Here is a 22,182-nt window from a genome sequence, read left to right as displayed (position 1 = left end):
GAGGCTTCATGATCGACGACCTGCACGGGCGCAGCGTTGTCGCGGACACGCACAACGACCTGCTGGACGCGATCGCGCATCGGCCAGTCGAGCGGTGGGTGCCGCACTTCCGCGAGCAGTGGTTGCCGCAGCTGCACGCGGGCGGGGTGAACCTGCAGGTGCTGCCGGTGTTCATCGACGACGTGTTCCGGCCGGAAGGCGCGCTGCGGCAGACGCTCCGGATGATCGAGGCCGCCCACCGCGTCGCAGAGGGCAACCCGGACACCGTGCGGCTCTGCCTCAACGGCACCGACATCGACGCCGCGCTCGCCGACGACCGCATCGCGCTCGTGCTGGCCCTGGAGAGCGCGCCGGGCGTCGGTGAAGACGTCGAACTGCTGGAAACCCTGTACCGGCTCGGGGTGCGCATCGCCTCGCTCGCGCACTTCGGCCGCACGGCATTGGCCGACGGCAGCGGCGAGGACGCCACCGGCAGCAGGCTCACCAGGGCGGGCGTCGCCGCGTTCGCCGAGATGGAACGCCTCGGCATGATCTTCGACGTCAGCCACCTGAGCGCGGCCGGCGTCGACCACGTGCTGGAGATGGCGACCCGTCCGGTGATGGCGACGCACTCGTCGGCACGGGCGTTGCGCGACCACCACCGCAACCTGACGGACGCGCAGCTGAAAGGCATCGCGGACAACGGTGGCGTGGTGTGCGTGAACTTCTTCGCGCCGTTCCTGCACGAGTCCGACTTCCGCATCGAGCGGTTGATCGACCACATCGAGCACATCGCGGGCGTCATGGGCGTGCGGCACGTCGGCCTCGGCCCGGACTTCGTCAAAGAGGTCCTCGAGGACGTCACGCCGCCGTGCTGTGAAGCCCAGTTCATCGAAGGCGTGCCCACGGACCAGTTCCTGCCAGGGTTGGAGGGCCCGGCCGGGTTGCCGCTGGTCACTGAGGCACTGCGGAAGCGCGGCTGGCCGGACGACGACATCGCCCTGGTGCTGGGCCAGAACGTGCTCGACCTGTTCCGTTCCGAGCTGACGAGGGGATCCGCATCGTGACCACCATCGAGGACCTGTACGGCTTCGCGCTGCCGGAGCAGCCCGCGATCTCGCCGGACAGCACCGAGATCGTCTACGTGTTGCGCACGACGGACCGCGAGGACGACCGCGACGAACGGGCGCTGTGGCGGATCGCGGACGACAAGCCGAAGCAGCTGACCAGAGGGAAGTCCGACCAGGCTCCGGCGTGGTCACCGGACGGCAGCCGCATCGCGTTCCTGCGCGCCCAGGACGGTCCGCCGCAGGTCTGGCTGCTGCCCGCCGACGGGGGCGAGCCGGAGCAGGTGACGTCGTTGCCGCTCGGTGCGGGTGCGCCGGTGTGGAGCGAAGACGGCACGAAGCTCGCGTTCTCCGCGCCCGTCGACATCGCGGACGCCAAGGCGCCGATCGTCACGGATCGCCTCGACTACAAGTCCGACGGCTCCGGCTACCTGCGTTCCGTCCGCGCCCACCTGCACGTGCTCGACCTGGAAAGCGGTGAGGTCAAGCAGATCACGGACGGCGACTGGCACGCCGGTTCGCCCGCGTGGTCACCGGACGGCACCAAGCTCGCGTTCCCGGGAGCGCTGGACGAGGACGCCGACCTGACCTTCCGGGTGCCGGTCCACGTCGTCGACGTCGCCGGCCGCGGAAAGCCTGAGCTCGTCGGGCTCGCGGAGGGTCAGGTCGCGACCGTCACCTGGGCCGCGGACGGGTTGCTCGTCACCGGCCGGACCAGCGCGGACAGCGGGCACTTCAGCCTGCTGCACATCCCGTTCGACGGTGAGGTGCGCAACCTCTCGGTCGCGCTGGACCGCAACGTCATGCCCGGCATGTCCGGCTACCCCGGCGGCCTCCCCACCCTCACCGCGGACGGCCGCACCGTGCTGTTCTGCGCACGCGACCGCGGCTGCACCCAGCTGTACGCGGCAGACCTCGAAGGTGACGGGCCGCGACTCGTTCTCGGCGGCGATTCCCGTGTCGTGTCAGGGCTTTCGGTGGGCAACGGCGTCGCCGCGATCGTGCTGAGCAGCCCCACGTCGTACGGCGAGATCGCCACGGTCGACCTCACGAGCGGCGACGTGACCGTCCACACCGAACACAACAGGACCAAGCTGTTCGTCCGCGAAGAGCGCGAGTTCACCATCTCGGACGGCACGGTCGTGCACGGCTGGCTGGTCCGCGACCCCGCCCGCACCGGCCCGTTGCCGCTGCTGCTGGACATCCACGGCGGCCCGCACAACGCGTGGAACGGCACCGCGGACCCGATCCACCTCTACCACCAGGTGCTGGCCGAACAGGGCTGGGCGATCCTGCTCCTCAACCCGCGCGGCAGCGACGGCTACGGCGAGGACTTCTACACGGCGGCGCTCGGCGCGTGGGGCAAGGCCGACGCCAAGGACTTCCTGGAGCCGCTCGACCAGCTCGTGGCGGAGGAACTCGCCGACCCGGACAAGCTGACCGTCACCGGCTACAGCTACGGCGGCTTCATGACGTGCTACCTGACCAGCCGCGACGACAGGTTCGCCGCCGCGGTCGCCGGTGGTGTGGTCAGCGACCTGAGCAGCATGGCCGGCACGTCCGACGGCGGCCGCTACCTGACCGAGCTGGAACTGGGCGGCCCCGGCGAGCACATCGCCGAACTGTCCCCGCTGACGCTCGTCGACCAGGTCCGCACGCCCACGCTGATCTACCAGGGCGCCGCCGACGACAGGTGCCCGGTCGGCCAGGCCGAGCAGTGGTTCATGGCACTGCGCCAGAACGACGTGCCGGCCAAGCTGGTGCTGTACCCCGACGAGTCGCACCTGTTCATCCTCAGCGGCAAGCCGTCGCACCGCGAGGACTTCAACCGCCGCGTCGTCGACTGGGTGCGCGAGCACGCGGAAAAGCGCGTACCGCTGGACGCGAAGCATTGGCAGCGCAGGCTTTCCGCGCTCGCCACGAAGCACGGACTCCCCGGCGCGGCGCTCGGCATCCTCAAGGACGGCGAGATCGTCCAGGCGCACCACGGGGTGCTGAACACGGCGACCGGTGTCGAGGTCACCGACGACTCGGTCTTCCAGATCGGCTCGATCGGCAAGGTGTGGACGACGACCGTGGTGATGCGACTCGTCGACGAGGGCCTGCTCGACCTCGACGCGCCGATCACCGACGTGCTGCCCGAGTTGAAGCTCGCGGATCCCGTGGTCACGCAGAAGGTGACGATGCGGCACCTGCTCACGCACACCAGCGGCATCGACGGTGACATCTTCACCGACACCGGCCGCGGCGACGACTGCCTGGAGCGCTACACCGAGCTGCTCGTCGAGGCCAGGCAGAACCACCCGCTCGGCGCGACGTTCTCCTACTCCAACTCCGGTTTCGTGCTGGCCGGCCGGGTGATCGAGAAGCTCACCGGCAGCACGTGGGACGCGGCGATGCGGGAGAAGCTCTTCGCCCCGCTCGGTCTCACCCGCACCGGCACCCTGCCGGAGGAGGCGCTGCTGCACCGCGCCGCCGTCGGCCACGTCACGCAGGACGAGAAGAAGCAGCCGGCACCGGTCTGGACGCTGCCGCGCTCGGTCGGCCCCGCCGGAACGATCTTCTCGACCACCGAGGACGTGCTGGCGTTCGCCCGGATGCATCTCGACGGCGGGCTGGCACCGGACGGCACGCGGGTGCTGTCGGAGGCGTCCGCGCGGGCCATGACCGAGAAGCAGACCGACGTGCCCGACCCGAACACGCTGGGCGACTCGTGGGGCATCGGCTGGATCCGGTTCGGGTGGGACGGGCAGCGGCTGATCGGCCACGACGGCAACACCATCGGGCAGTCCGCGTTCCTGCGCCTGCTGCCGGAGCACGGCCTCGCGGTCACGTTGCTGACCAACGGCGACGGCGCGCGCGAGCTGTACCTGGACCTGTACCGGGAGATCTTCGCCGAACTGGCCGGCGTCGCCACGCCCGCCCTGCTGGAGCCGGCCGCCGAGCCGCCCGCCGTGGACCACGCGCGCTACACCGGGCGCTACGAAAGGGCTTCCGCGATCCTCGACATCACCGAGGGCGAGAACGGGCTGCGGCTGAAGATGACGGCCACCGGTCCGCTGGCGGGACTCGTGCCCGATCCGCCGGAGATCGACCTCGTGCCGGTCGACGACTCGCTGTTCCTGTACCGGATGTCGGAGAAGGAGAGCTGGGGCTCTCTCGTGTTCTACGCGTTGCCCACCGGTGAGCAGTACGTGCACATGGGTGTCCGCGCCACGCCGAAGGTGTCCTGAAATGACCCTGCTCCACGACATCGAGCGGCTCGTGACCTGCGAGTCGCCGTCCACCGACCTGGCGGCGGTCGCCCGCAGCGCGGACGTCACCGCCGAGGTGGGCGCGGCGCTGCTCGGCGCGCCGCCGGAACGGATCGTGCTCGACGGCCGCACGCACCTGCGCTGGCGGCTGGGCTCGGGGCCGCGCAAGGTGTTGCTGCTCGGGCACCACGACACGGTGTGGCCGATCGGGTCGCTCGCGCGGATTCCGTTCGAGGTGCGCGACGGCGTGCTGCGCGGGCCCGGCTGCTTCGACATGAAGACCGGGCTGGCGATGATCTTCCACGCCGTGGCGTCGCTGGATTCCCCGGACGGCGTCACGGTTCTGGTCACCGGCGACGAGGAGATCGGGTCGCCGTCGTCGCGCGGGCTGATCGAGACGGAGGCGCGGGAGCACGCGGCCGTGCTGGTCACCGAGGGGTCGGCGGACGGCGGCGCGTTGAAGACCGAGCGCAAGGGCACGTCCATGTACGAGGTCATCCTGCACGGCCGTGCGGCCCACGCCGGGCTTGAGCCCGAACGCGGTGTCAGCGCGACGATCGAGGCAGCGCACCAGGTTCTGGCCGTCGCGAGGCTGGGTGACGTTGCCGCCGGCACGACCGTCACGCCAACCGTGTTGTCCTCCGGCACGACGACGAACACCGTTGCCGCGCAAGGGAGGTTCATGGTGGACGTGCGTGTGCGGAACCTCGCCGAGCAACTGCGGGTCGACGAGGCGATGCGCGCGCTCCAGCCGGTGCTCGACGGGGCGAAGATCGAGGTGACCGGCGGCCCGAACCGCGCGCCGATGGAGCTGGAGATGTCCGCCGCGCTGTTCGACCTGGCGTCGGGCATAGCCGCGGAGATGGGCCTCGGCCTGTCCTCGGCCGCGGTCGGCGGGGCGTCCGACGGCAACTTCACCGCGGGAGTGGGAGTTCCGACGCTCGACGGGCTCGGCGCGGTCGGCGGTGGAGCGCACGCGGAGAGCGAGCACGTGCTGGTGTCGGAACTCGTGCCGCGCACCACGCTGCTGGCCGCTCTGGTGAGGGAGCTGACATGACAGTCGTGACGCAGGTCGTCGTCCGTCAGCTCGTTGCTGTCGATGAACTCGTTGCCACGCAACAGCTGTATGAGTCGATCTGGCGAACGAACGGCAACACTCCCCCGGTCACCGCCGAGCTGTTGCGGGCGATGACCAAGGCGGGCAGCTACGTCGCGGGCGCGTTCGACGGCTCCAACCTGATCGGTGCGTGCATCGGGTTCTGCTCGCCGCCCGCTCTCGGCACGTTGCACAGCCACATCGCCGGGGTCGCGGCGGGCGCGCGGGGCCGCAACGTCGGCTACGCGTTGAAGCTCGACCAACGGGCGTGGGCGCTCGAACGCGGGCTGAGCGAGGTCACCTGGACGTTCGACCCGCTGGTGCGCCGCAACGCCTACTTCAACCTGGGCAAGCTCGGCGCCGACGCGACGGAGTACCTGCCCGACTTCTACGGCCACATGCACGACGACATCAACGGCGGCGGCGAGAGCGACCGGCTGCTGATCAGCTGGCGCGTCTCGGCACCCGAGGTGGTCGCCGCGTGCTCGGGGCAACCGCGAGTGGTCGCCGCGAGGGGCGCCGTCGCGTTGGGGATCTCCGACGACGGGATGCCGCTGCGGGGAGTTGCCACCGGTCAGACCGTGCTGGTCGCGGTGCCGCCGGACATCGAGACGCTGCGGGCCACGAACCCGGCCGCGGCGAGCGAGTGGCGTTACGCGGTGCGGGACGTGCTCGGCGGGCTGCTCGCCGCGGGCGCCCGCGTGACCGGGTTCGACAGGTCCGGGTGGTACGTCGTGGAGAGGAACGAGTCGTGAAGCTGACCGGGGTCGAGCTCCGCTGGGTCGAGATGCCGTTGAAGTCGCCGTTCCGGACTTCGTTCGGCACCCAGACCGTGCGCATGCTGATGCTGCTGCGTGCCGTCACGGACGAGAGCGAGGGCTGGGGCGAGTGCGTCGCGATGGCCGACCCGGTGTACTCGTCCGAGTACCTGGAGGGCTGCGCGGACGTGCTGCGGCGGTTCCTGATCCCGGCCCTGACCGGACCTGTCGACGGGGTGTCGGTGGCGCCGCGACTGGCTCGGTTCCGCGGGCACCGGATGGCCAAGGGCGCGCTGGAGATGGCCGTGCTCGACGCCGAACTGCGCGCGCGTGGCGTGTCGTTCGGCCGTGAGCTGGGCGCTACCCGCGACCGCGTGCCCTGCGGGGTGTCGGTCGGGATCATGAACTCGATCCCCGAACTCCTTGACGCGGTCGGCGGCTACGTCGACGAGGGCTACGTCCGGATCAAGCTGAAGATCGAGCCCGGCTGGGACGTCGAGGCGGTGCGCGCGGTCCGCGAACGGTTCGCCGACGTCCCGCTGCAGGTCGACGCCAACACCGCCTACACCCTTGCCGACGCCCGGCACCTGGCCCGGCTCGACCCGTTCGACCTGCTGCTGATCGAACAGCCGCTGGACGAGGAGGACGTCCTGGCGCACGCCGAACTCGCGAAGGTGGTCAAGACGCCGATCTGCCTGGACGAGTCGATCACCTCGGCCCGCTCGGCCGCCGACGCGATCAAGCTCGGCGCCTGCCAGATCGTCAACATCAAGCCCGGACGCGTCGGCGGTTATCTGGAGGCACGGCGCATCCACGACGTCTGCGCGGCGCACGGGATCGCGGTGTGGTGCGGCGGGATGCTCGAAACGGGCATCGGCCGGGCAGCGAACGTGGCGCTGGCGGCGTTGCCGGGGTGCACGCTGCCCGGCGACACTTCGGCTTCTGACCGGTACTACGCGATGGACGTCACCGAGCCGTTCGTGCTGGACGACGGGCATCTCGCGGTGCCGACCGGGCCGGGGCTGGGCGTGACGCCGCTGCCGGACGTGCTGGACGCCGTTACCGTGAAGACGGAGTGGATTCCGGTGTGACCGGCCCGCGTCCCCGCTGGATTCCTCTGTAGACGGTTGGCAGGGTGGTGGCATGAGTCCGCGAACAGGCCTCGCCCGCGTCCTGGACGACCTCGGCACCACGCTGATCGACCTGGTCCGCGGCGATCCGGCAACGGCCGTCGACATCGGTGGCGTGGTGATCCACGACCCGGACGACGACCAGGTGCTGCCGCCGTCCGCGCTGGTGCTGGGCGTCGGCGTGCGGGAACCGGCGGAGATCCTCGGCGAACTCGGCAAGCACGGGGCCGCGGGCCTGGTCGTCCGCGGCCCGGTCGAGGTCACCGACGACATCGCGGACGCCGTCGACCGGTCCGGCGTGGCGCTGCTCGGCCTGGCACCTGGCGCGTCGTGGACCCAGCTCGCCGCGATGCTCCGGTCGTTGCTGGCCGAGGGCGAGGTGGACCCGTCCGAGACGCTCGGCGGCGTGCCGGCCGGCGACCTGTTCGCGCTGGCCAACGCCGTGGCGTCGCTGATCTCCGCGCCGGTGACGATCGAGGACCGCAGCTCGCGCGTCCTCGCCTTCTCCGGCCGCCAGCACGAGGCCGACTCGTCCCGCGTCGAGACGATCCTCGGCAGGCAGGTGCCCGCGCGCTACTCCCAGATGCTGGAGGCGCGCGGGGTGTTCCAGCAGCTCTACCGCAGCGATCAACCCGTCTACATCGAGGGCCTGCCCGCCGACGACGGCACCCTGTGCCTGCCCAGGGTCGCGGTGGCGGTGCGCGCGGGCGACGAGTTCCTCGGCTCGATCTGGGCGGCGGTCCGCAAACCGCTGGCCGCCGACCGGTCACAGGCGTTCTGCGACGCGGCCAAGCTCGTGGCGTTGCACATGATGCGCCAACGGGCGGGCGCCGACGTCGAACGCAGGCTCCGCGCCGACCTCGTCTCCACCGCGGTGGAAGGCGGGGCGGGCGCGGCGGAGGCCGTGCGGCGGCTCGGGCTGGCGGACCAGTCCTGTGTGGTCCTCGCGCTGGCACTGGCCCACTCGCACGGCGACGATCCCGCCGGCCACGCCCGCCTGCTCGCCGAACGGCAGCAGATCGCGGACGCGTTCGCCATGCACCTGACCGCCGTGCACCCACGTGCCGCCGCCGCGCTGATCGGTGACGTCGCCTACGCGATCCTGCCCGCGGAGTCGGAGGACCGGGCGTTGCGCATCGCCACGGACTTCCGCGGCCGCATCGGGAACCACGTGCTCGTGGGCGTCGGGCAGGTGGCGGACGGGCTGACGCTCTCACGCTCCCGGACGGGCGCCGACCTCGTGCTGCGCGTGTTGCGCGCGGGTCGTGCGCGGCACTCGGTGGCGCGAGTGTCCGATGTGCACAGTGAGGGGTTGTTGCTGGAGCTGTCGGATCTGATCGCCGAGCGCGGTGACACGTTGAGCGGACCGGTCGCGCGGCTGATCGCGTACGACCGCAAGCACAGCAGCTGCCTGGTGGAGACGCTCAACGCGTGGCTGGACGCGTTCGGGGACGTGGCGGCCGCGTCGGCTGCGGTTTTCGTGCACCCCAACACGTTCCGCTATCGGCTGCGGAGGTTGTCCGAGGTCGGGGAGATCGATCTCAGCGACCCGGACGCACGGTTCGCGGCGATGCTCCAGCTGCGGTTGTGGCGGCCGGACGACCGCTAGCGTGATTCGCTAGGCGATTCGCGCGAACCACAATCCGCCCGTCGAACGTTGATAGCTGCGCACGCAGTCGGAAGCGTTGCCTTCGATGGTGGTGAAACCGCTGCCGTTGACCGACAACACCCACCCGATGTGCGCGCCGCCCTCGCCGAACAAGTCACCCTGGCGCGGCCGGTTGACCAGCTTTCCGTGTGCCGACGCCCATCCGCGCACCGATTCGACCCAGCCGGGGTTCGGCCACGGCACGCGACGGTTGCGATCCGTCGCGTTGTCCCAGCACCAGGAGACGAAGTACGCACACCACGGGCCGCGCGGCAGGTTGCTGCCGAACCACTGGACGTACCGCGTGTACGGGACACCGCCGTTGTCACCGGTCTCGCACACCCCGCGCCGCAACTCCGCGCCCGCATAGCGAAGGGCTTCGGCGACGCGTGGATCAACGGCCGCGGCGACCGCGGGCCACAAGGGTTCCGCGGCGACATCGGGCACTTCGGCCTCGGGGACGCCGGCGAAGAGGTCGGCGTGCGGACGCTCCTGGACGGCGTCGAACAGCGGCTCCACATCGGCGACGGAGTGCTCCGGCATGGTGTTCTCCCTTGAACGGCCGACCGTGCGGCGGATATGTCGGCCGTCTGGAGCAGCGCGTTACGCGCGGTGGAGGTGCTGCCGAGCCAGCGCGACGAACGCCGCCGTCGACGGATGCGCGGCGGGTGACGGCCATGCCAGGTGCACGGTGATCGGTTCGGCGTCGGTCAGCGGCAGGTAGGTGATGCCGGGGTGCGGGTGGTGATGAACCGTGCCGGCCGCCGTCACGCCGACCGTCGTCCCGGTCGCGATCGACGTCAGCCACTCGACCACGCCGGGCACGTCCACGGTGCGCGGGCGGGCGCCGGACGGCCACAGGTCAGCGGAGGTCGTCGCGGCCGTTTCGCACACGGCGACGCATTCGTTGACCAGGTCGTCGAGCACAAGTGCGTCGCGGCTCGCCAACGGATGATCGTCCGCGATCGCCGCGACGCGGGGTTCCTCGATCAACGCCACGTGGTCGATGCCTGCTTCGGCGGGTTCGGTGCGCAGGACCGCGATGTCCGCCTCACCGCGCCGCAGCGCTGCTTCCGGGTCGTCGGCCTGCCGGATGCGCACGAGCACGTCCGGGTGTTCCGCCCGCCACGAGCGCAGGAACGGGATGGTGAACCGGCCGAGCGCGGCCCAGGCGAAGGTCATGCGCAGGGGTTGCGGCTGGACGGCCTCGGCCAGGGCGGTGTCGAGCGAGGTGAGGATGCGGTGGCTGTGCTCCCACAGCCGGTGCCCGGCGTCGGTCAGGGCGACGTGGCGCGTGGTCCGTTCGACCAGGAGCACACCCAGACGGCGTTCCAGTTGCTCGAGCGTGCGCGAGAGAGCGGGCTGCGTGACGTGCAACGCCTGTGCGGCCGCGGTGATCGACCGGTGGTCCCCGATCGCGGCGAGTGCCCGCAGGTGCCGCAGCTCGACATTCATGACCGCTGATTATAAGTGCTGCACGAACGGCATTTCACAGCCACTGATCGCGCGCCTAGCGTCAACGGCATGAGGATTCTGCTCGTAGGAGCCACCGGCACGCTGGGCACCGCCGTGCACCAGGAGCTCGTCGCACGCAAGCACGACGTCGTGACCGTCGCCCGAAGTGGAGGCGACCTCCAGTACGACGTGACCGACCCGGCCCAGGTGGCCGACCTGTACAAGACCGTCGGCCAGGTGGACGCCGTGGCCAGCGCGGCCGGCAGCGTTCCGTGGCGGCCGATCGAAGAGCTCACGATCCAGGACTACCAGGACGCGGTGACCGGCAAGGTCCTGTCCCAGGTCGCGCTGGTCAAGGAAGGGCTCACGCACGTCACCGGGTCGTTCACGCTGATCACCGGCGTGCTCACGCGCGAACCGGTCGTCACCGGCGCCGCGGCCTCACTGGCGAACGGCGCGGTCGAGGCGTTCGTGCGCGCCGCGGCCATCGAGATCGCACCGCTGCGCATCAACGCGGTCAGCCCGACGGTCTTCACCGAGTCGCTCGACGTCTACGGCGACTTCTTCCCCGGCATGAAGCCGGTGCCGCTGGCCGACGTCGCGCAAGCCTACGTCCGGTCGATCGAGGGACGGCAGACCGGGCAGATCTACACCCCCTGAACCCCTACGTTCCCTGCACCCGCACGCGGCTGAGCAGGCGGTCGACGAGGTCGGGCAGCTGCTGCTCCCCCGCGCCCTCCAGCCACAGCGCGATCCCGGTGCGCACGGTGGCCAGGAACGTCGCCGCCATCAGCCGGGCGATCTCGGCGTCCGGTTCGCGCAGGATCAGCACGGCGGTCAGGTCGCGTTCGAGCGCGACCTGGTCGCCCTGCCGCCGCAGGTGCAGACCATCGTGCACACCGTCTACGGCGACGCGACGGCGCACATCTTCCTGATCTCCGCGGCGGTCGGCGTCGTCGGCGTCATCGCTGCACTGCTCCTCAAGCCGATCACCCTGCGCACCACGATCGACTTGGAGAAGAAGGAAACGGACACCGCGGCAGTGCGCTAGACCAGGGGGCCCATCATGAGCGGCACGGACGTCAACGTCTTCGAATCCACAGTGGACTCGTACGGCCCCCGCCCGGAACCGGCCGCGCGCACCATCCTGGCGGGCGTGGACGGCTCGGACACCGCGATGCGGGCGGCGGCCTTCGCGTTCGGCATGGCCCGCCGCCAGGGCGCGCGGCTGGTCGTCACCTTCGTGGCCTGCCACTCGTCACTGGCCGCGCTGAGCCCGGCGGTGGCGTCGGTGCTCGAGCACGAGGCGACCGTGCGGCTGCACGCCGAGCTGCGCGACCAGATCCGCTCGGCGGCGGAGGAACTGGACGTGCCGGTGACGTTCGTGAAGACGTTCGGCGATCCGTACACGACCCTGCGGGACTCGGCCGACCAGTGCCAGGCCGACATGGTGGTGGTCGGGGCGTCGCGGCAGGCGGGACACCGGTTCGCGGGGTCTGTCGCGACTCGGCTGATCAGGTCGGGCCACTGGCCAGTGCTCGTGATCCCCTGAGGCAACACCTCGGACGACAACGCTCCCACCCTCGGCAGGCGGGAGCGCTCTCCAGCTCTCTACCAGCAGTAGACCGAACGGCATCCACCTCGATCCGTTGCCATAGGTCGGAGCACTGCTACGGTATGCGCGGGCGCAGGGATTACTAAACTTAATTTAGTATTTATTCTTGACGCGCTCGGGTGACCCACGCATGCTGTGGCCACTCGACGACGAGAGGTACGGGTAATGCCGAGAACCCTGCTGACCGTGGCCACCATCGCTTTGACGCTGCTGGCGCCCACCGCTGCCGCCGCGCCCACCACCCCGACAGAACACGCGGGTGTCGACCAGGGCGCGCCCACCTACTACGACTCCGGCATCGCACGCACCCCGTACATGGGGTGGAACTCCTACTTCGCCGTTGGTGCGGCGTCGGAGGAGAAAGTGCTCGGGGTCGCTGACTTCCTCGTCAGCAGCGGGCTGGCGAAGGCCGGTTACAACATCGTGTGGATCGACGGCGGGTGGAACGCCAGCCCGCCGCGGGACGGGAAGGGCTCGCTGCTGCCCGACCCCGCGCGGTTCCCGTCCGGGTTCACGAAGCTCGTGGACACGTTGCACGACAAGGGTCTCAAGGCAGGCATCTACACCGACGCCGGTGCGTCGGACGGCAAGAACTGCGCGGCCGGCAGCGGTGGCGGGTACTACGAGGCGGACGCGAGGCAGTTCGCCGGGTGGAAGTTCGACGCCATCAAGATCGATTTCCTGTGCGGCATCGCGCAGAACATGGACCCGGCGGTCGCCTTCACGCAGTTCTCGGCGGCGGTGCAGAAGGCCGGGCGCAAGATGATCCTCAACCTCTGCAACCCGGTCACCGACGAGTGGAGCGTGCCGCACCGGTGGGACCAGACCGCTTACGTGGCCTACACCTACGGCCCGCGCGTCGGTGACTCGTGGCGCACCAGCACGGACGTTGCGTTCGGCACGCCGTACGAGGGCATCTGGCGTGACGTTCTCCGGAACATGGACCGGAACCTGTACCGGCCCGCCGCGCAGGGGCCCGGCCACTACAACGACCCGGACTACCTGATCCCCATGCGCAGGACGGAACAGGGCACGTACGAGCTGAACGAGGAAGAGTCGACCTCCCAGCTCGTCATGTGGTCGGTCATGGCCTCGCCGCTGATCATCGGTTCGGACCCGCGCACGCTGCCGCCGTCGATGATCGACACGCTGAAGAACCCGGAGATCCTAGCGGTCGACCAGGACCCGCTGGCCATCCAGGGCGTCCGGGTCGCGGGCTCGAACAACGTGGACGTGTACAGCAAGGTGTTGTCCGGCAAGGGCGAACGCGCCGTCGCGGTGCTCAACCGCAACGACCAGCCCGCCGAGTTCACCGTGAACCTCGCGGACACCGGCCTCAAGGGCACGGTCTCCATCCGCGACCTGCGGGCGCGCGCCGACCGCGGCACCGCGACCGAGAAGTACACCGTCACGGTTCCCGCGCACGGAACCGCGTTCCTGAAGCTGCGTGGCGAAACGGCTGTGCCCGGCACCGACGTCGGTGGCGAGACCTCGGCGAGCCCGGCGCTCGTGCGGTGGGACGACCAGAACATGGCGGCGTTCGCCCGCGACAAGTACGGACGGCTCCAGCAGCGGTCGATGGTCAACGGCGAGTGGCGCACCTGGGTCACGCTCGGCGGCCCGAAGAACGGCCAGATCCTCGGCCAGCCGTCGGCGTTCGCGAGCCCGAACGGCCGGATCGACCTCTTCGTCCGCGGCACCGACAACGTGGCCTACCAACGGACTTACGCGAACAACAAGTGGGGCGGCTGGACGTCGCTCGGCGGCACCCTGACCGACTCGGTCTCGGTGGCGTTCACCGGACCGGACAGCTGGAGCCTGTTCGGCCGCGGCGCCGACGGTCGCGTGTGGACGCGCGACAAGAACAACAGCACCTGGACCTCGGTCGGCTCGCCCGGCAACCAGCAGATCTACGGCAGGCCGTCCGCCGCGACGGTGTCCGCCGGCACGTTCGTCACGGTCCGGCTGCAGGACGACTCCGCCTGGTACCGCCGGCGCACCGCGAACGGCTGGTCCGCGTGGACCTCGCTCGGCGGCGTGATCAGCGGCAGCCCGACGGCGGTGGCCAACGGCGACCGGGTCAACGTCTTCGTCCGCGGCAGCGACTACACGCTGTGGCAGCAGGACCTCGTCGACGGCGCGGGCACCTGGTGGTTCAAGCGCGACCAGTTCGTCAGCAACGCGCTCACCGGCGCGGTCGGCGCGGCGGCGGGCGCGAACGGGTCGACCTGGGTCGCCGTGCGCGGTCCGGACAACACCGTGCACGTGTCCACGCTCACCGCCCCCTGACCCGCCTGGCGCAAGGAACACGAACCCATGACAACCCGCCACGCCCTCCCCAAGACCGCCGACCCGACCGGAACACCACGCAAGACAACCCGCCACGCCCTCCCCAAGACCGCCGGCCCGGCCGGAACACCACGAATGACAACCCGCCACACCCTCCCCAAGACCGCCGGCCCGGCCGGAACACCACGAATGACAACCCGCCACGCCCTCCCCGAGTCCGCCGGCACCGCTGGAGCCCACCGATGACCACCCGTCGCGATTTCCTCAAAGCCTCCGGCGCGCTGGGACTGGGCGCCATGGTCCTTCCGACCTTCATCGCACACGCCGAACCCCAGCGACCGAGCGGAAATCCCCTGAACAGCAACCCCACCACCCTCTGGTACCCGGCTCCCGCCGACGAGGCGAAGATCATCGAGCAGGGCCTGCCCATCGGCAACGGGCGCCTCGGCGCGCTCGTCGGCGGTGGCGTCGAGAAGGACTTCCTGTACCTGACCGACGTCACGATGTGGACCGGCGAGCTCAACGACGCGCTGGAGGGCGACGGCCAGCTGCCGTACGACCCGACGCACTTCGGCACGTTCTCGTTGCTGGCCAAGCTCTACATCGAGCTGCCGGGCCACGCCGGTGCCACCGGGTACCGCCGCGCGCTCGACCTGAGCAACGGCATCGTCACCACGAGGTACACGCACGGCGGCAAGCAGTACCGCCGCGAGATCTACTCGAGCCACCCCGACGACGTGGTGATCGTCCGGCTCGTCGGCCCGAACCAGACCGGCACGATCTCACTGGTCGGCGCGCACGGCGAACCGTCCGTCGGCGACGCACCGCACACCGCCGCGCTGTTCACCGGCTCGTTCGCGAACCGGTTGGCGTACAGCGGTGTCGTGACCGCGTTCAGTCCTGATGGGACGGTCGAGGTCGAGGGCGCCACGCTGTCGTTCACCGGCTGCTCGGACCTGGTGATCGTGTTCTCCGGCGGCACGAACTACGTCCCGGACGCGTCCGCCGGGTTCCTCGACCCGCTGGTCGAGCCGGCCAGGATCGCGCTCGACAAGGCGAAGGTCCGCGCGACGGGCGATTCCCTGCTGCGCACCCACGTCGCCGACTACCGCGCGAAGTACGACCGGCAGAAGGTCGATCTCGGCAGGTCGACGGACGCTCAGCGGGCGCTGGACACGTGGGCACGGCTGCAGAACCGGGCGTCGAGCGGTCAGCCCGACCCGGAGCTGGAGGCGAGCTACCTCCAGTTCGGCCGGTACCTCACGATCACCGGGTCGCGCGACAACCTGCCGATCAACCTGCAGGGTCTGTGGCTGTCGAACAACAATCCCGACTGGTACAGCGACTACCACACCGACATCAACATCCAGATGAACTACTGGCTCGCGGACCGAGCCGCGCTGTCCGACACCTTCGAGGCGTTCGCGAACTACTGCGTGGCACAGCTGCCGGCGTGGACGAACACCACGCAGTCGGTGTTCCAGGACCCGCGCAACAGGTTCCGCAACACCAACAACCGCGTGGCCGGGTGGGCGGTCGCCTTCTCCACCAACATCTACGGCGGCAGCGGCTGGTGGTGGCACCCCGCCGGCAACGCGTGGCTGTGCATGTCGTTGTTCGAGCACTACGAATACACGCTCGACCGCGACTACCTGGCCAAGATCTACCCGTTGCTCAAGGGCGCCTGCGAGTTCTGGGAAGCACGGCTGGTCGAGACCCCGCAGGGGCTGGTCGACGACTACGACTGGTCGCCCGAGCACGGCCCGCAGGACGCGCGCGGCATCACGTACGCGCAGGAACTGGTGCACAACCTGTTCGGCAAGTACCGGACCGCGACCGACGTGCTGCGGCGGGACCAGGCGTACGGCCGCAAGATGTCGGGGCTGCGCGACCGCCTGTACCTCCCGGTCGTCAGTCCGAAGACCGGCATGCTGCAGGAGTGGATGTCGCCGGACGACCTCGGCGAGACCACCCACCGGCACCTGTCGCCGCTGGTCGGCTTCTTCCCCGGTGACCGCGTCAACCGCGACGACTCCCCCGCCGCGCTGCTGGACGGGGTGAAGCAGCACCTGATCACCCGCGGCATGGAGAGCTTCGGCTGGGGTCTCGCGTGGCGGGCGGCGTGCTGGGCGCGGCTGAAGGACGCGGACCGCGCCTACGAGCTGCTGACCAAGGTGATCCGGCCGTCGATCGACCACGCGAACGGCACGGCGCCGAACTTCTTCGACATGTACAGCTTCGGCGACCGTTCGATCTTCCAGATCGACGCGAACCTCGGCGCTCCGGCGGCGATGCTGGAGATGCTGCTGTACGCCAGGCCGGGTGTGATCGAACTGCTGCCCGCGCTGCCGTCGGCGTGGAAGTCCGGCTCTGTCACCGGAATCGGTGCCCGTGGCGGCTTCTCCGTCGACCTGGCGTGGCGCGACGGCAAGGTCACCAGCGTGACCGTGCGCAGCGTCGGTGGCACCGAGACCGAGGTGCGCTTCGGCCGCTGGTCGAAGCGGATCAAGCTGAGGAAGGGGCAGTCGGTCACGCTCCGACCCTGATCCAGCCGGTTCGTGGTCACCAGCGCTCTAAGATCGGCTGGTGACCGCGAACCCTGCCGAAGTCGTCCTGACCAGCCGGAAGTCCGCGAAGGTCCAACGCGCGCTCGCCGGGGTCTCGATCGTCGCAGCGCTGGCGGGCGGGGTCGCGCTGGTCTTCTCCGATCAACCGTGGTGGGCGATCGTGCTGTGGGAGCTGGGCATCCTGTTCACCGTGCTCTTCCTGCTGGCGATCTGGTCCTCCGCCGCAAGCGACGCGCAGGAGACCGCCGCGTTGGTCGCCGCCGGGACCAAGGTGCTCGGCGAGGTCGTCGACAACACCCGGTACGACGAGACTGACACCGTTTACCACCTGCTCACGGTTTGGATTCCGTTGCGGGACGGTGGTTTCCAGGCACGTCACCGGTGCGGCCAGGCGGAGTGCACCTCTCTCGAACCGGGCGGACGGCTCACCGTGCTCGTCGACCCCGCGGCTCACACCTGGGCCGTGCTGCACTAGAGAGCAGCGGTCGAGTCCCGGACGATCAACGTCGTCGCCAGCTCGATGTGCAACGCCTCCGGCCGGTGGCCGTCGAGCACGCGCATCAACTGAGCGACGGCGATCCTTCCCATCTCCTGCAACGGTTGCCGCACGGTCGTCAGCCGCGGATCGGTCGCCTCGGCGAGGTCGATGTCGTCGAACCCCGCCACGGACAGGTCTTCCGGCACGCGCAGGCCCCGTTCCCGGGCGGCCTGCAGCGTGCCCACCGCGACTTTGTCGTTGAAACAGACGATCGCGGTCGGGCGAGGTGTGAGATCCAGCAGTTCGGCGGCCGCCTGCCTGCCCTGCGCGGTCGTGGGTTCGACGTGCCGCAGGCGATCGGACGTCAGCAGGACACCGGCTTTCGACAGCGCTGCGCGATGTCCGGCCAGGCGTGCGTCGCCGGCCAGCCATTCCTCCGGTCCGGCGATCACGGCGATGTCGCGGTGCCCGAGGCTGATCAGGTGGTCCGCGACGGCCCGTGCCCCGGACGAGTGCGCGGCCGAGACGGCGGCGATGTCCGGTGGCGGCGGGGTGCGGGGATCGACCACGACGAACGGGAAGCCCTCCAGGGACAGCGCGACCAGCTCGTCGCCTTCCTCCGGCGGCAGGATGAGGATCGCGGCGTCCACGTCGGCCTGGCGCGGCAACGCCTTGAGCGCGTCGCTGTGCTGGCCCGACTCCCCCGCGTCCAGCAGCAGGCGCAGGCCGTGCAGCTTCAGCGTCTCGGCGATGGACGAGACGATCAGGCCGAAGTAGTCGGTGAGCACGTACGGGCAGCGGACGTACACGGTCCTGAGCTTCGTGGGCGTCTCCTGCCGATGCCGTTCGACGGCCTGAAGGACCAGGTCACGGGTCCGTGGAGCCACGTTCACGTGATCGTTCAGCACACGGGAGACGGTCGCGATCGACACACCCGTCTCCGCCGCGATGGCACGGAGACTCGCGCGCTGTTTCACGTGTTCGATCCGGCGTTCCACCAGGTCAATGTACCGGAACTCATCCAGACCATTGACCGTCGCCACGCCCGGGTGTTTCATCCTGAAAGCTGATGTTTCACAGTGATGAACGGGTGTTACATGAGACGAACCGCGATCGTGGCCCTGGTCCTCGGCCTCACCGCCGTACCGACCGCTGAAGCGTCCAGCGCGCCGGAAGCAAGCGTGTGGGTCACCACGCCGGACCGAGTGGAGTTGATGCACGAACGCCCGCGCGTCGCGTTCGGCACCACGCCCTCGACGCATCCGACGATCGTGGTCGACCCGGACCGGAGTTATCAGACCGTCGACGGGTTCGGCGCGTCGATCACCGACTCGTCCGCGGAGGTGCTCGCGGGCCTGTCCCCCGCCGTCCGCGCGGACACCATGCGCAAGCTGTTCGACCCGGTGCGCGGCATCGGCGTGAGCTTCCTGCGCCAGCCGGTCGGTTCGTCCGACTTCACGGCCGCCGCGGAGCACTACACCTACGACGACGTCCCGGCCGGGCAGACCGACTTCGCACTCGAGCACTTCAGCGTCGCGCACGACGAGGCGAAGATCCTTCCGTTGCTGCGGGAGGCGAAGCGGCTCAACCCGAAGCTCAAGGTCATGGCCACGCCGTGGAGCCAGCCGGCGTGGATGAAGACCAACGACTCACTCGTCGGCGGTCAGCTCAAGGACGACCCCAGGATCTACGACGCCTACGCGCGTTACCTGGTGAAGTTCGTACAGGCGTACGCGAAGGCAGGCGTGCCGATCGACTTCCTGTCCGTGCAGAACGAGCCGCAGAACCGCAAGCCGGACGCCTACCCCGGCACGGACATGCCCGTCGCGGCACAACTGAAGGTGATCGAGGCCCTCGGCCCGAAGCTGCGGATCGCCAGCCCCCGCACGAAGATCCTGGGCTACGACCACAACTGGGCCACGCACCCCAACGACGGCACGGCGGAAGCCGACTACCCGTACCAGATCCTGCGCGACAAGGCCGCGAAATGGCTCGCCGGCACCGCCTACCACTGCTACTACGGCGACCCGAGCGCGCAGACCGCGTTGCACAACGCCTTCCCGGACAAGGGGATCTGGTTCACCGAGTGCTCGGGTTCCAAGGGCGCCACCGATCCGCCGGCCAAGGTCTTCAGCGACACGCTGAGGTGGCACGCCCGCAACGTCGTCCTCGGCACCACCCGCAACTGGGCGCGCAGCGCGGTGAACTGGAACATCGCGCTCGACAGCACCGGCGGCCCCCACAACGGCGGCTGCGGCACCTGCACCGGCCTGGTCACCGTGCGGCCGGACGGGTCGGTGGTCACCGACGCCGAGTACTACACCATCGGGCACCTGTCGAAGTTCGTGAAGCCAGGAGCGCGCCGGATCGCCAGCACGTCGTTCGGCACCACCGGCTGGAACGGCCAGATCATGGACGCCGCGTTTCGCAACCCGGACGGTTCCACGGCTCTGGTGGTGCACAACGAGAACGACGACCCGCGCACGTTCGCTGTCAACGTCGGCAACCGGACCTTCGAGTACACGCTGCCCGGCGGCGCACTCGCGACGTTCACCTGGACCACCCAGCACAAGAGCAGGCTCGACCTCGTGCCGCTGACCGGCGCGACCGCCTCCCCTGACGGCGCGCTCGCGATCGACGACGACGCCTCGACGCGCTGGTCCAACAACGCCGCGCAGGCCCCCGGCCAGTACCTGCAGGTGGATCTGGGGCGGCGCAAGGACTTCCGCCGGGTCGCGATCGACAGCGGCGGCAACCTGGGCGACTACGCCCGCACCTGGGAGCTCTCGGTCAGCGACGACGGCACGTCCTGGCGCCCTGTCGCGTCCGGCCGAGGTGTCGGCCAGCTGACCAACATCGACGTCCGCCGCACCAGCGCGCGGTACGTCCGCATCACGTCCACCGGTGCCGCGAGCAACTGGTGGAGCATCGCCGATTTCCGGCTCTACAACTGAAAACCAGCTAACGGGCGCCCGAACCCCTGCAAGGAGCGCTTATGTCAATGACGACAAAACGCCTGCGCGGCATCGCCATCGCGGCCGCCGTCGTGACGGCGGGAAGCACCCTGGTGTCTCCCGCCGCCACCGCGGCGACCAACGCGAGCGTGTGGCTCACCACCGCCGACCGCTCGAACCTCCTGCGCCAGCAGGGAGACGTGACGTTCGGCTCGGGTGGCAGCGGTCCGACGATCACCGTGAACCCGAACTCCACCTACCAGTCCATGGTCGGCTTCGGTGCGTCGTTCACCGACGCGGCGGCGTGGAACATCTTCAACTCGCCGCGCCGCAACGAGATCATGAGCAACCTGTTCAACAAGAGCACCGGCATCGGCATGAGCTTCATCCGCCAGCCGATCGGCGCGACCGACTTCTCGCGCAGCTTCTACACCTACAACGACGGCGTGGCGGACCCGGCGCTCTCGCGGTTCTCCATCGCGCACGACAACGCTTACATCATCCCGCTCCTGCAACAGGCCAAGCAGCTCAACCCGCAGCTCGCCGTGATGGCCACACCGTGGAGCGCGCCGGCCTGGATGAAGAACAACAACAGCCTCATCCAGGGCTCGCTCAACGACAGCCGCATCGGTGTCTACGCCGACTACCTGGTCAAGTTCGCGCAGGCGTACAAAGCCGCGGGCATTCCCATCGACTACATGAGCGTGCAGAACGAGCCGAACTTCGAACCGCCGGGCTACCCAGGCATGAGGATGTCGGCACAGCAGCAGATCAACGTCATCAACACCCTGGTGCCGAAGCTGCGGGCGGCCGGTGAGCAGGCACGTCTGCTGGGCTACGACCACAACTGGGACGACACGAACTACCCGCAGACCGTCAACAACGGCGCGGGCGGCAACGTGATCGGCTCGGCGTGGCACTGCTACGGCGGCAACCCGAGTGGTCAGTCCGTCGTGAAGAACAACCAGCCCGGCAAGGACATCTTCTTCACCGAGTGCTCCGGCACGAAGTCGGGTGACGACGCGGCGACGTTCCGCGACACGTTGCGCTGGCAGGGCATCAACCTCGCGATCGGCGCCACCCGCAACCACGCGCGTTCGGTGGCGATCTGGAACATGGCGCTGGACCAGAACAACGGCCCGGTGATCGGCAGCTGCACCAACTGCACCGGTGTCGTCTCGACCATCGGCGGCAACGTCACCTACAACGCCGAGTACTACGTCCTCGGTCACCTGTCGAAGTTCGTGCAGCCCGGCGCGGTCCGCATCGACTCGACCGGCTACGGCGAGGGCGGCATCCAGAACGTCGCTTTCCGCAACCCGGACGGCCGGATCGTGCTGGTGGCCCTCAACTCCGGCGGCCAGCAGACCTTCCGCGTCTCCTACGGCGGCCAGACGTTCGGCTACACCCTCCCGGCCGGCGCGATGGCGACGTTCACCTGGCCCGGCACGCTCGACCCCGGCCAGCCCGGCCGGACCGGCGCCATCACGGGCCTGGGCGGCAAGTGCCTGGACGTCACCAACGGCTCGACCACGAACGGTAACCAGCCACAGCTGTGGACCTGCTTCGGCGGCCCGAACCAGACGTGGACCCTCGCCGCTGACGGCACCGTGCGCGGACTCGGCAAGTGCCTCGACGTGACCGGCAACGGCACCGCGGACGGCACAGCCGTACAGCTGTGGGACTGCTTCGGCGGTGGCAACCAACGGTGGACCGCGTCGAACGGGACGTTGGTGAACGTGGGCAGCAACAAGTGCCTGGACGTGATCGGCAACAACACGGCCGATGGCGCGAAACTGCAGATCTGGACGTGCACAGGTGGGGCCAACCAGAGGTGGACCGTTCCGGCGTAGTCGTTGATGGCCGGTGTCCGAAGACGGCGGACGCCGGCC

At 69.6% G+C, this 22,182-nt stretch carries 18 protein-coding genes; 14 read left to right on the top strand and 4 right to left on the bottom strand.

Annotation, left to right across the window (positions count from 1 at the left end):
* The first annotated feature begins 8 nt into the window (after positions 1–8).
* From SK803_RS03165 to SK803_RS03140, 6 genes are read left to right on the top strand one after another with little or no spacing between them, the layout of a single operon-like run.
* Entirely contained in the window at positions 9–1,046 is a 1,038-nt protein-coding gene (locus SK803_RS03165; RefSeq protein WP_319964194.1) for a dipeptidase, read from the top strand.
* Positions 1,043–4,279, top strand: coding sequence for a serine hydrolase (locus SK803_RS03160; protein ID WP_319964193.1), 3,237 nt, complete (start codon positions 1,043–1,045; stop codon positions 4,277–4,279). Before SK803_RS03165 ends, SK803_RS03160 begins: the two co-directional genes overlap by 4 nt.
* A gap of 1 nt (position 4,280) precedes the next feature.
* Entirely contained in the window at positions 4,281–5,357 is a 1,077-nt protein-coding gene (locus SK803_RS03155; RefSeq protein ID WP_319964192.1) for a M20 family metallopeptidase, read from the top strand.
* Complete coding sequence (locus tag SK803_RS03150) at positions 5,354–6,151, top strand: GNAT family N-acetyltransferase (protein WP_319964191.1); 798 nt, start codon at positions 5,354–5,356, stop codon at positions 6,149–6,151. The genes SK803_RS03155 and SK803_RS03150 overlap by 4 nt, the downstream gene beginning before the upstream one ends.
* On the top strand, positions 6,148–7,245 hold the full coding sequence (gene menC, locus SK803_RS03145; protein ID WP_319964190.1) for an o-succinylbenzoate synthase: 1,098 nt from the start codon (positions 6,148–6,150) through the stop codon (positions 7,243–7,245). Before SK803_RS03150 ends, menC begins: the two co-directional genes overlap by 4 nt.
* Positions 7,246–7,297: 52 nt before the next feature.
* Complete coding sequence (locus SK803_RS03140; RefSeq protein WP_319964189.1) at positions 7,298–8,893, top strand: PucR family transcriptional regulator; 1,596 nt, start codon at positions 7,298–7,300, stop codon at positions 8,891–8,893.
* Between the two features lie 9 nt (positions 8,894–8,902).
* Here SK803_RS03140 and SK803_RS03135 read toward each other — a convergent pair whose 3' ends face one another.
* The gene (locus tag SK803_RS03135; protein ID WP_319964188.1) at positions 8,903–9,475 is read right to left on the bottom strand and encodes a CHAP domain-containing protein; all 573 of its coding nucleotides are present in this window, start codon (positions 9,473–9,475) and stop codon (positions 8,903–8,905) included.
* Positions 9,476–9,535: 60 nt separating this feature from the next.
* On the bottom strand, positions 9,536–10,387 hold the full coding sequence (locus tag SK803_RS03130) for a LysR family transcriptional regulator (protein ID WP_319964187.1): 852 nt from the start codon (positions 10,385–10,387) through the stop codon (positions 9,536–9,538).
* 69 nt (positions 10,388–10,456) lie between these two features.
* Between SK803_RS03130 and SK803_RS03125 the strand changes: the two genes are divergently transcribed.
* Entirely contained in the window at positions 10,457–11,047 is a 591-nt protein-coding gene (locus tag SK803_RS03125; protein ID WP_319964186.1) for a short chain dehydrogenase, read from the top strand.
* Positions 11,048–11,051: 4 nt separating this feature from the next.
* Here the strand turns inward: SK803_RS03125 and SK803_RS03120 are convergent, their stop codons facing one another.
* Positions 11,052–11,285 (bottom strand): hypothetical protein, encoded by a 234-nt coding sequence (locus tag SK803_RS03120; RefSeq protein ID WP_319964185.1) that lies wholly within the window; start codon positions 11,283–11,285, stop codon positions 11,052–11,054.
* On the opposite strand from SK803_RS03120, the gene SK803_RS03115 reads away from it, so the two are divergent.
* From SK803_RS03115 to SK803_RS03095, 5 genes are all read left to right on the top strand, one after another.
* Positions 11,280–11,438 (top strand): hypothetical protein, encoded by a 159-nt coding sequence (locus tag SK803_RS03115; RefSeq protein ID WP_406601472.1) that lies wholly within the window; start codon positions 11,280–11,282, stop codon positions 11,436–11,438. The two genes, SK803_RS03120 and SK803_RS03115, sit on opposite strands and share 6 nt — an antisense overlap.
* Before the next feature lie 15 nt (positions 11,439–11,453).
* Positions 11,454–11,939 carry a universal stress protein gene (locus SK803_RS03110; RefSeq protein ID WP_319964184.1) on the top strand — a complete coding sequence of 162 codons (486 nt, stop codon included), beginning with the start codon at positions 11,454–11,456 and terminating at the stop codon, positions 11,937–11,939.
* Between the two features lie 228 nt (positions 11,940–12,167).
* Positions 12,168–14,291 (top strand): hypothetical protein, encoded by a 2,124-nt coding sequence (locus SK803_RS03105; protein WP_319964183.1) that lies wholly within the window; start codon positions 12,168–12,170, stop codon positions 14,289–14,291.
* A 242-nt stretch (positions 14,292–14,533) separates the two neighbouring features.
* Positions 14,534–16,837: a glycosyl hydrolase family 95 catalytic domain-containing protein gene (locus SK803_RS03100; RefSeq protein WP_319964182.1), complete on the top strand. Its 2,304-nt coding sequence runs from the start codon at positions 14,534–14,536 to the stop codon at positions 16,835–16,837.
* A gap of 40 nt (positions 16,838–16,877) precedes the next feature.
* Positions 16,878–17,333: a hypothetical protein gene (locus SK803_RS03095; protein ID WP_319964181.1), complete on the top strand. Its 456-nt coding sequence runs from the start codon at positions 16,878–16,880 to the stop codon at positions 17,331–17,333.
* Here SK803_RS03095 and SK803_RS03090 read toward each other — a convergent pair.
* Positions 17,330–18,334: a LacI family DNA-binding transcriptional regulator gene (locus tag SK803_RS03090; protein WP_319964180.1), complete on the bottom strand. Its 1,005-nt coding sequence runs from the start codon at positions 18,332–18,334 to the stop codon at positions 17,330–17,332. The two genes, SK803_RS03095 and SK803_RS03090, sit on opposite strands and share 4 nt — an antisense overlap.
* Positions 18,335–18,433: 99 nt before the next feature.
* Between SK803_RS03090 and SK803_RS03085 the strand changes: the two genes are divergently transcribed.
* Positions 18,434–20,290, top strand: coding sequence for a discoidin domain-containing protein (locus SK803_RS03085; protein ID WP_319964179.1), 1,857 nt, complete (start codon positions 18,434–18,436; stop codon positions 20,288–20,290).
* Between the two features lie 47 nt (positions 20,291–20,337).
* Positions 20,338–22,143, top strand: coding sequence for a ricin-type beta-trefoil lectin domain protein (locus SK803_RS03080; protein WP_319964178.1), 1,806 nt, complete (start codon positions 20,338–20,340; stop codon positions 22,141–22,143).
* Positions 22,144–22,182: the final 39 nt, after the last annotated feature.

Source organism: Lentzea miocenica (genome assembly GCF_033949945.1).
In the GTDB taxonomy this organism is placed as follows: domain Bacteria; phylum Actinomycetota; class Actinomycetes; order Mycobacteriales; family Pseudonocardiaceae; genus Lentzea; species Lentzea miocenica.
The sequence above is the reverse complement of the archived record's forward strand: the minus strand, read 5'-3'. Positions and strand labels throughout refer to the sequence as shown.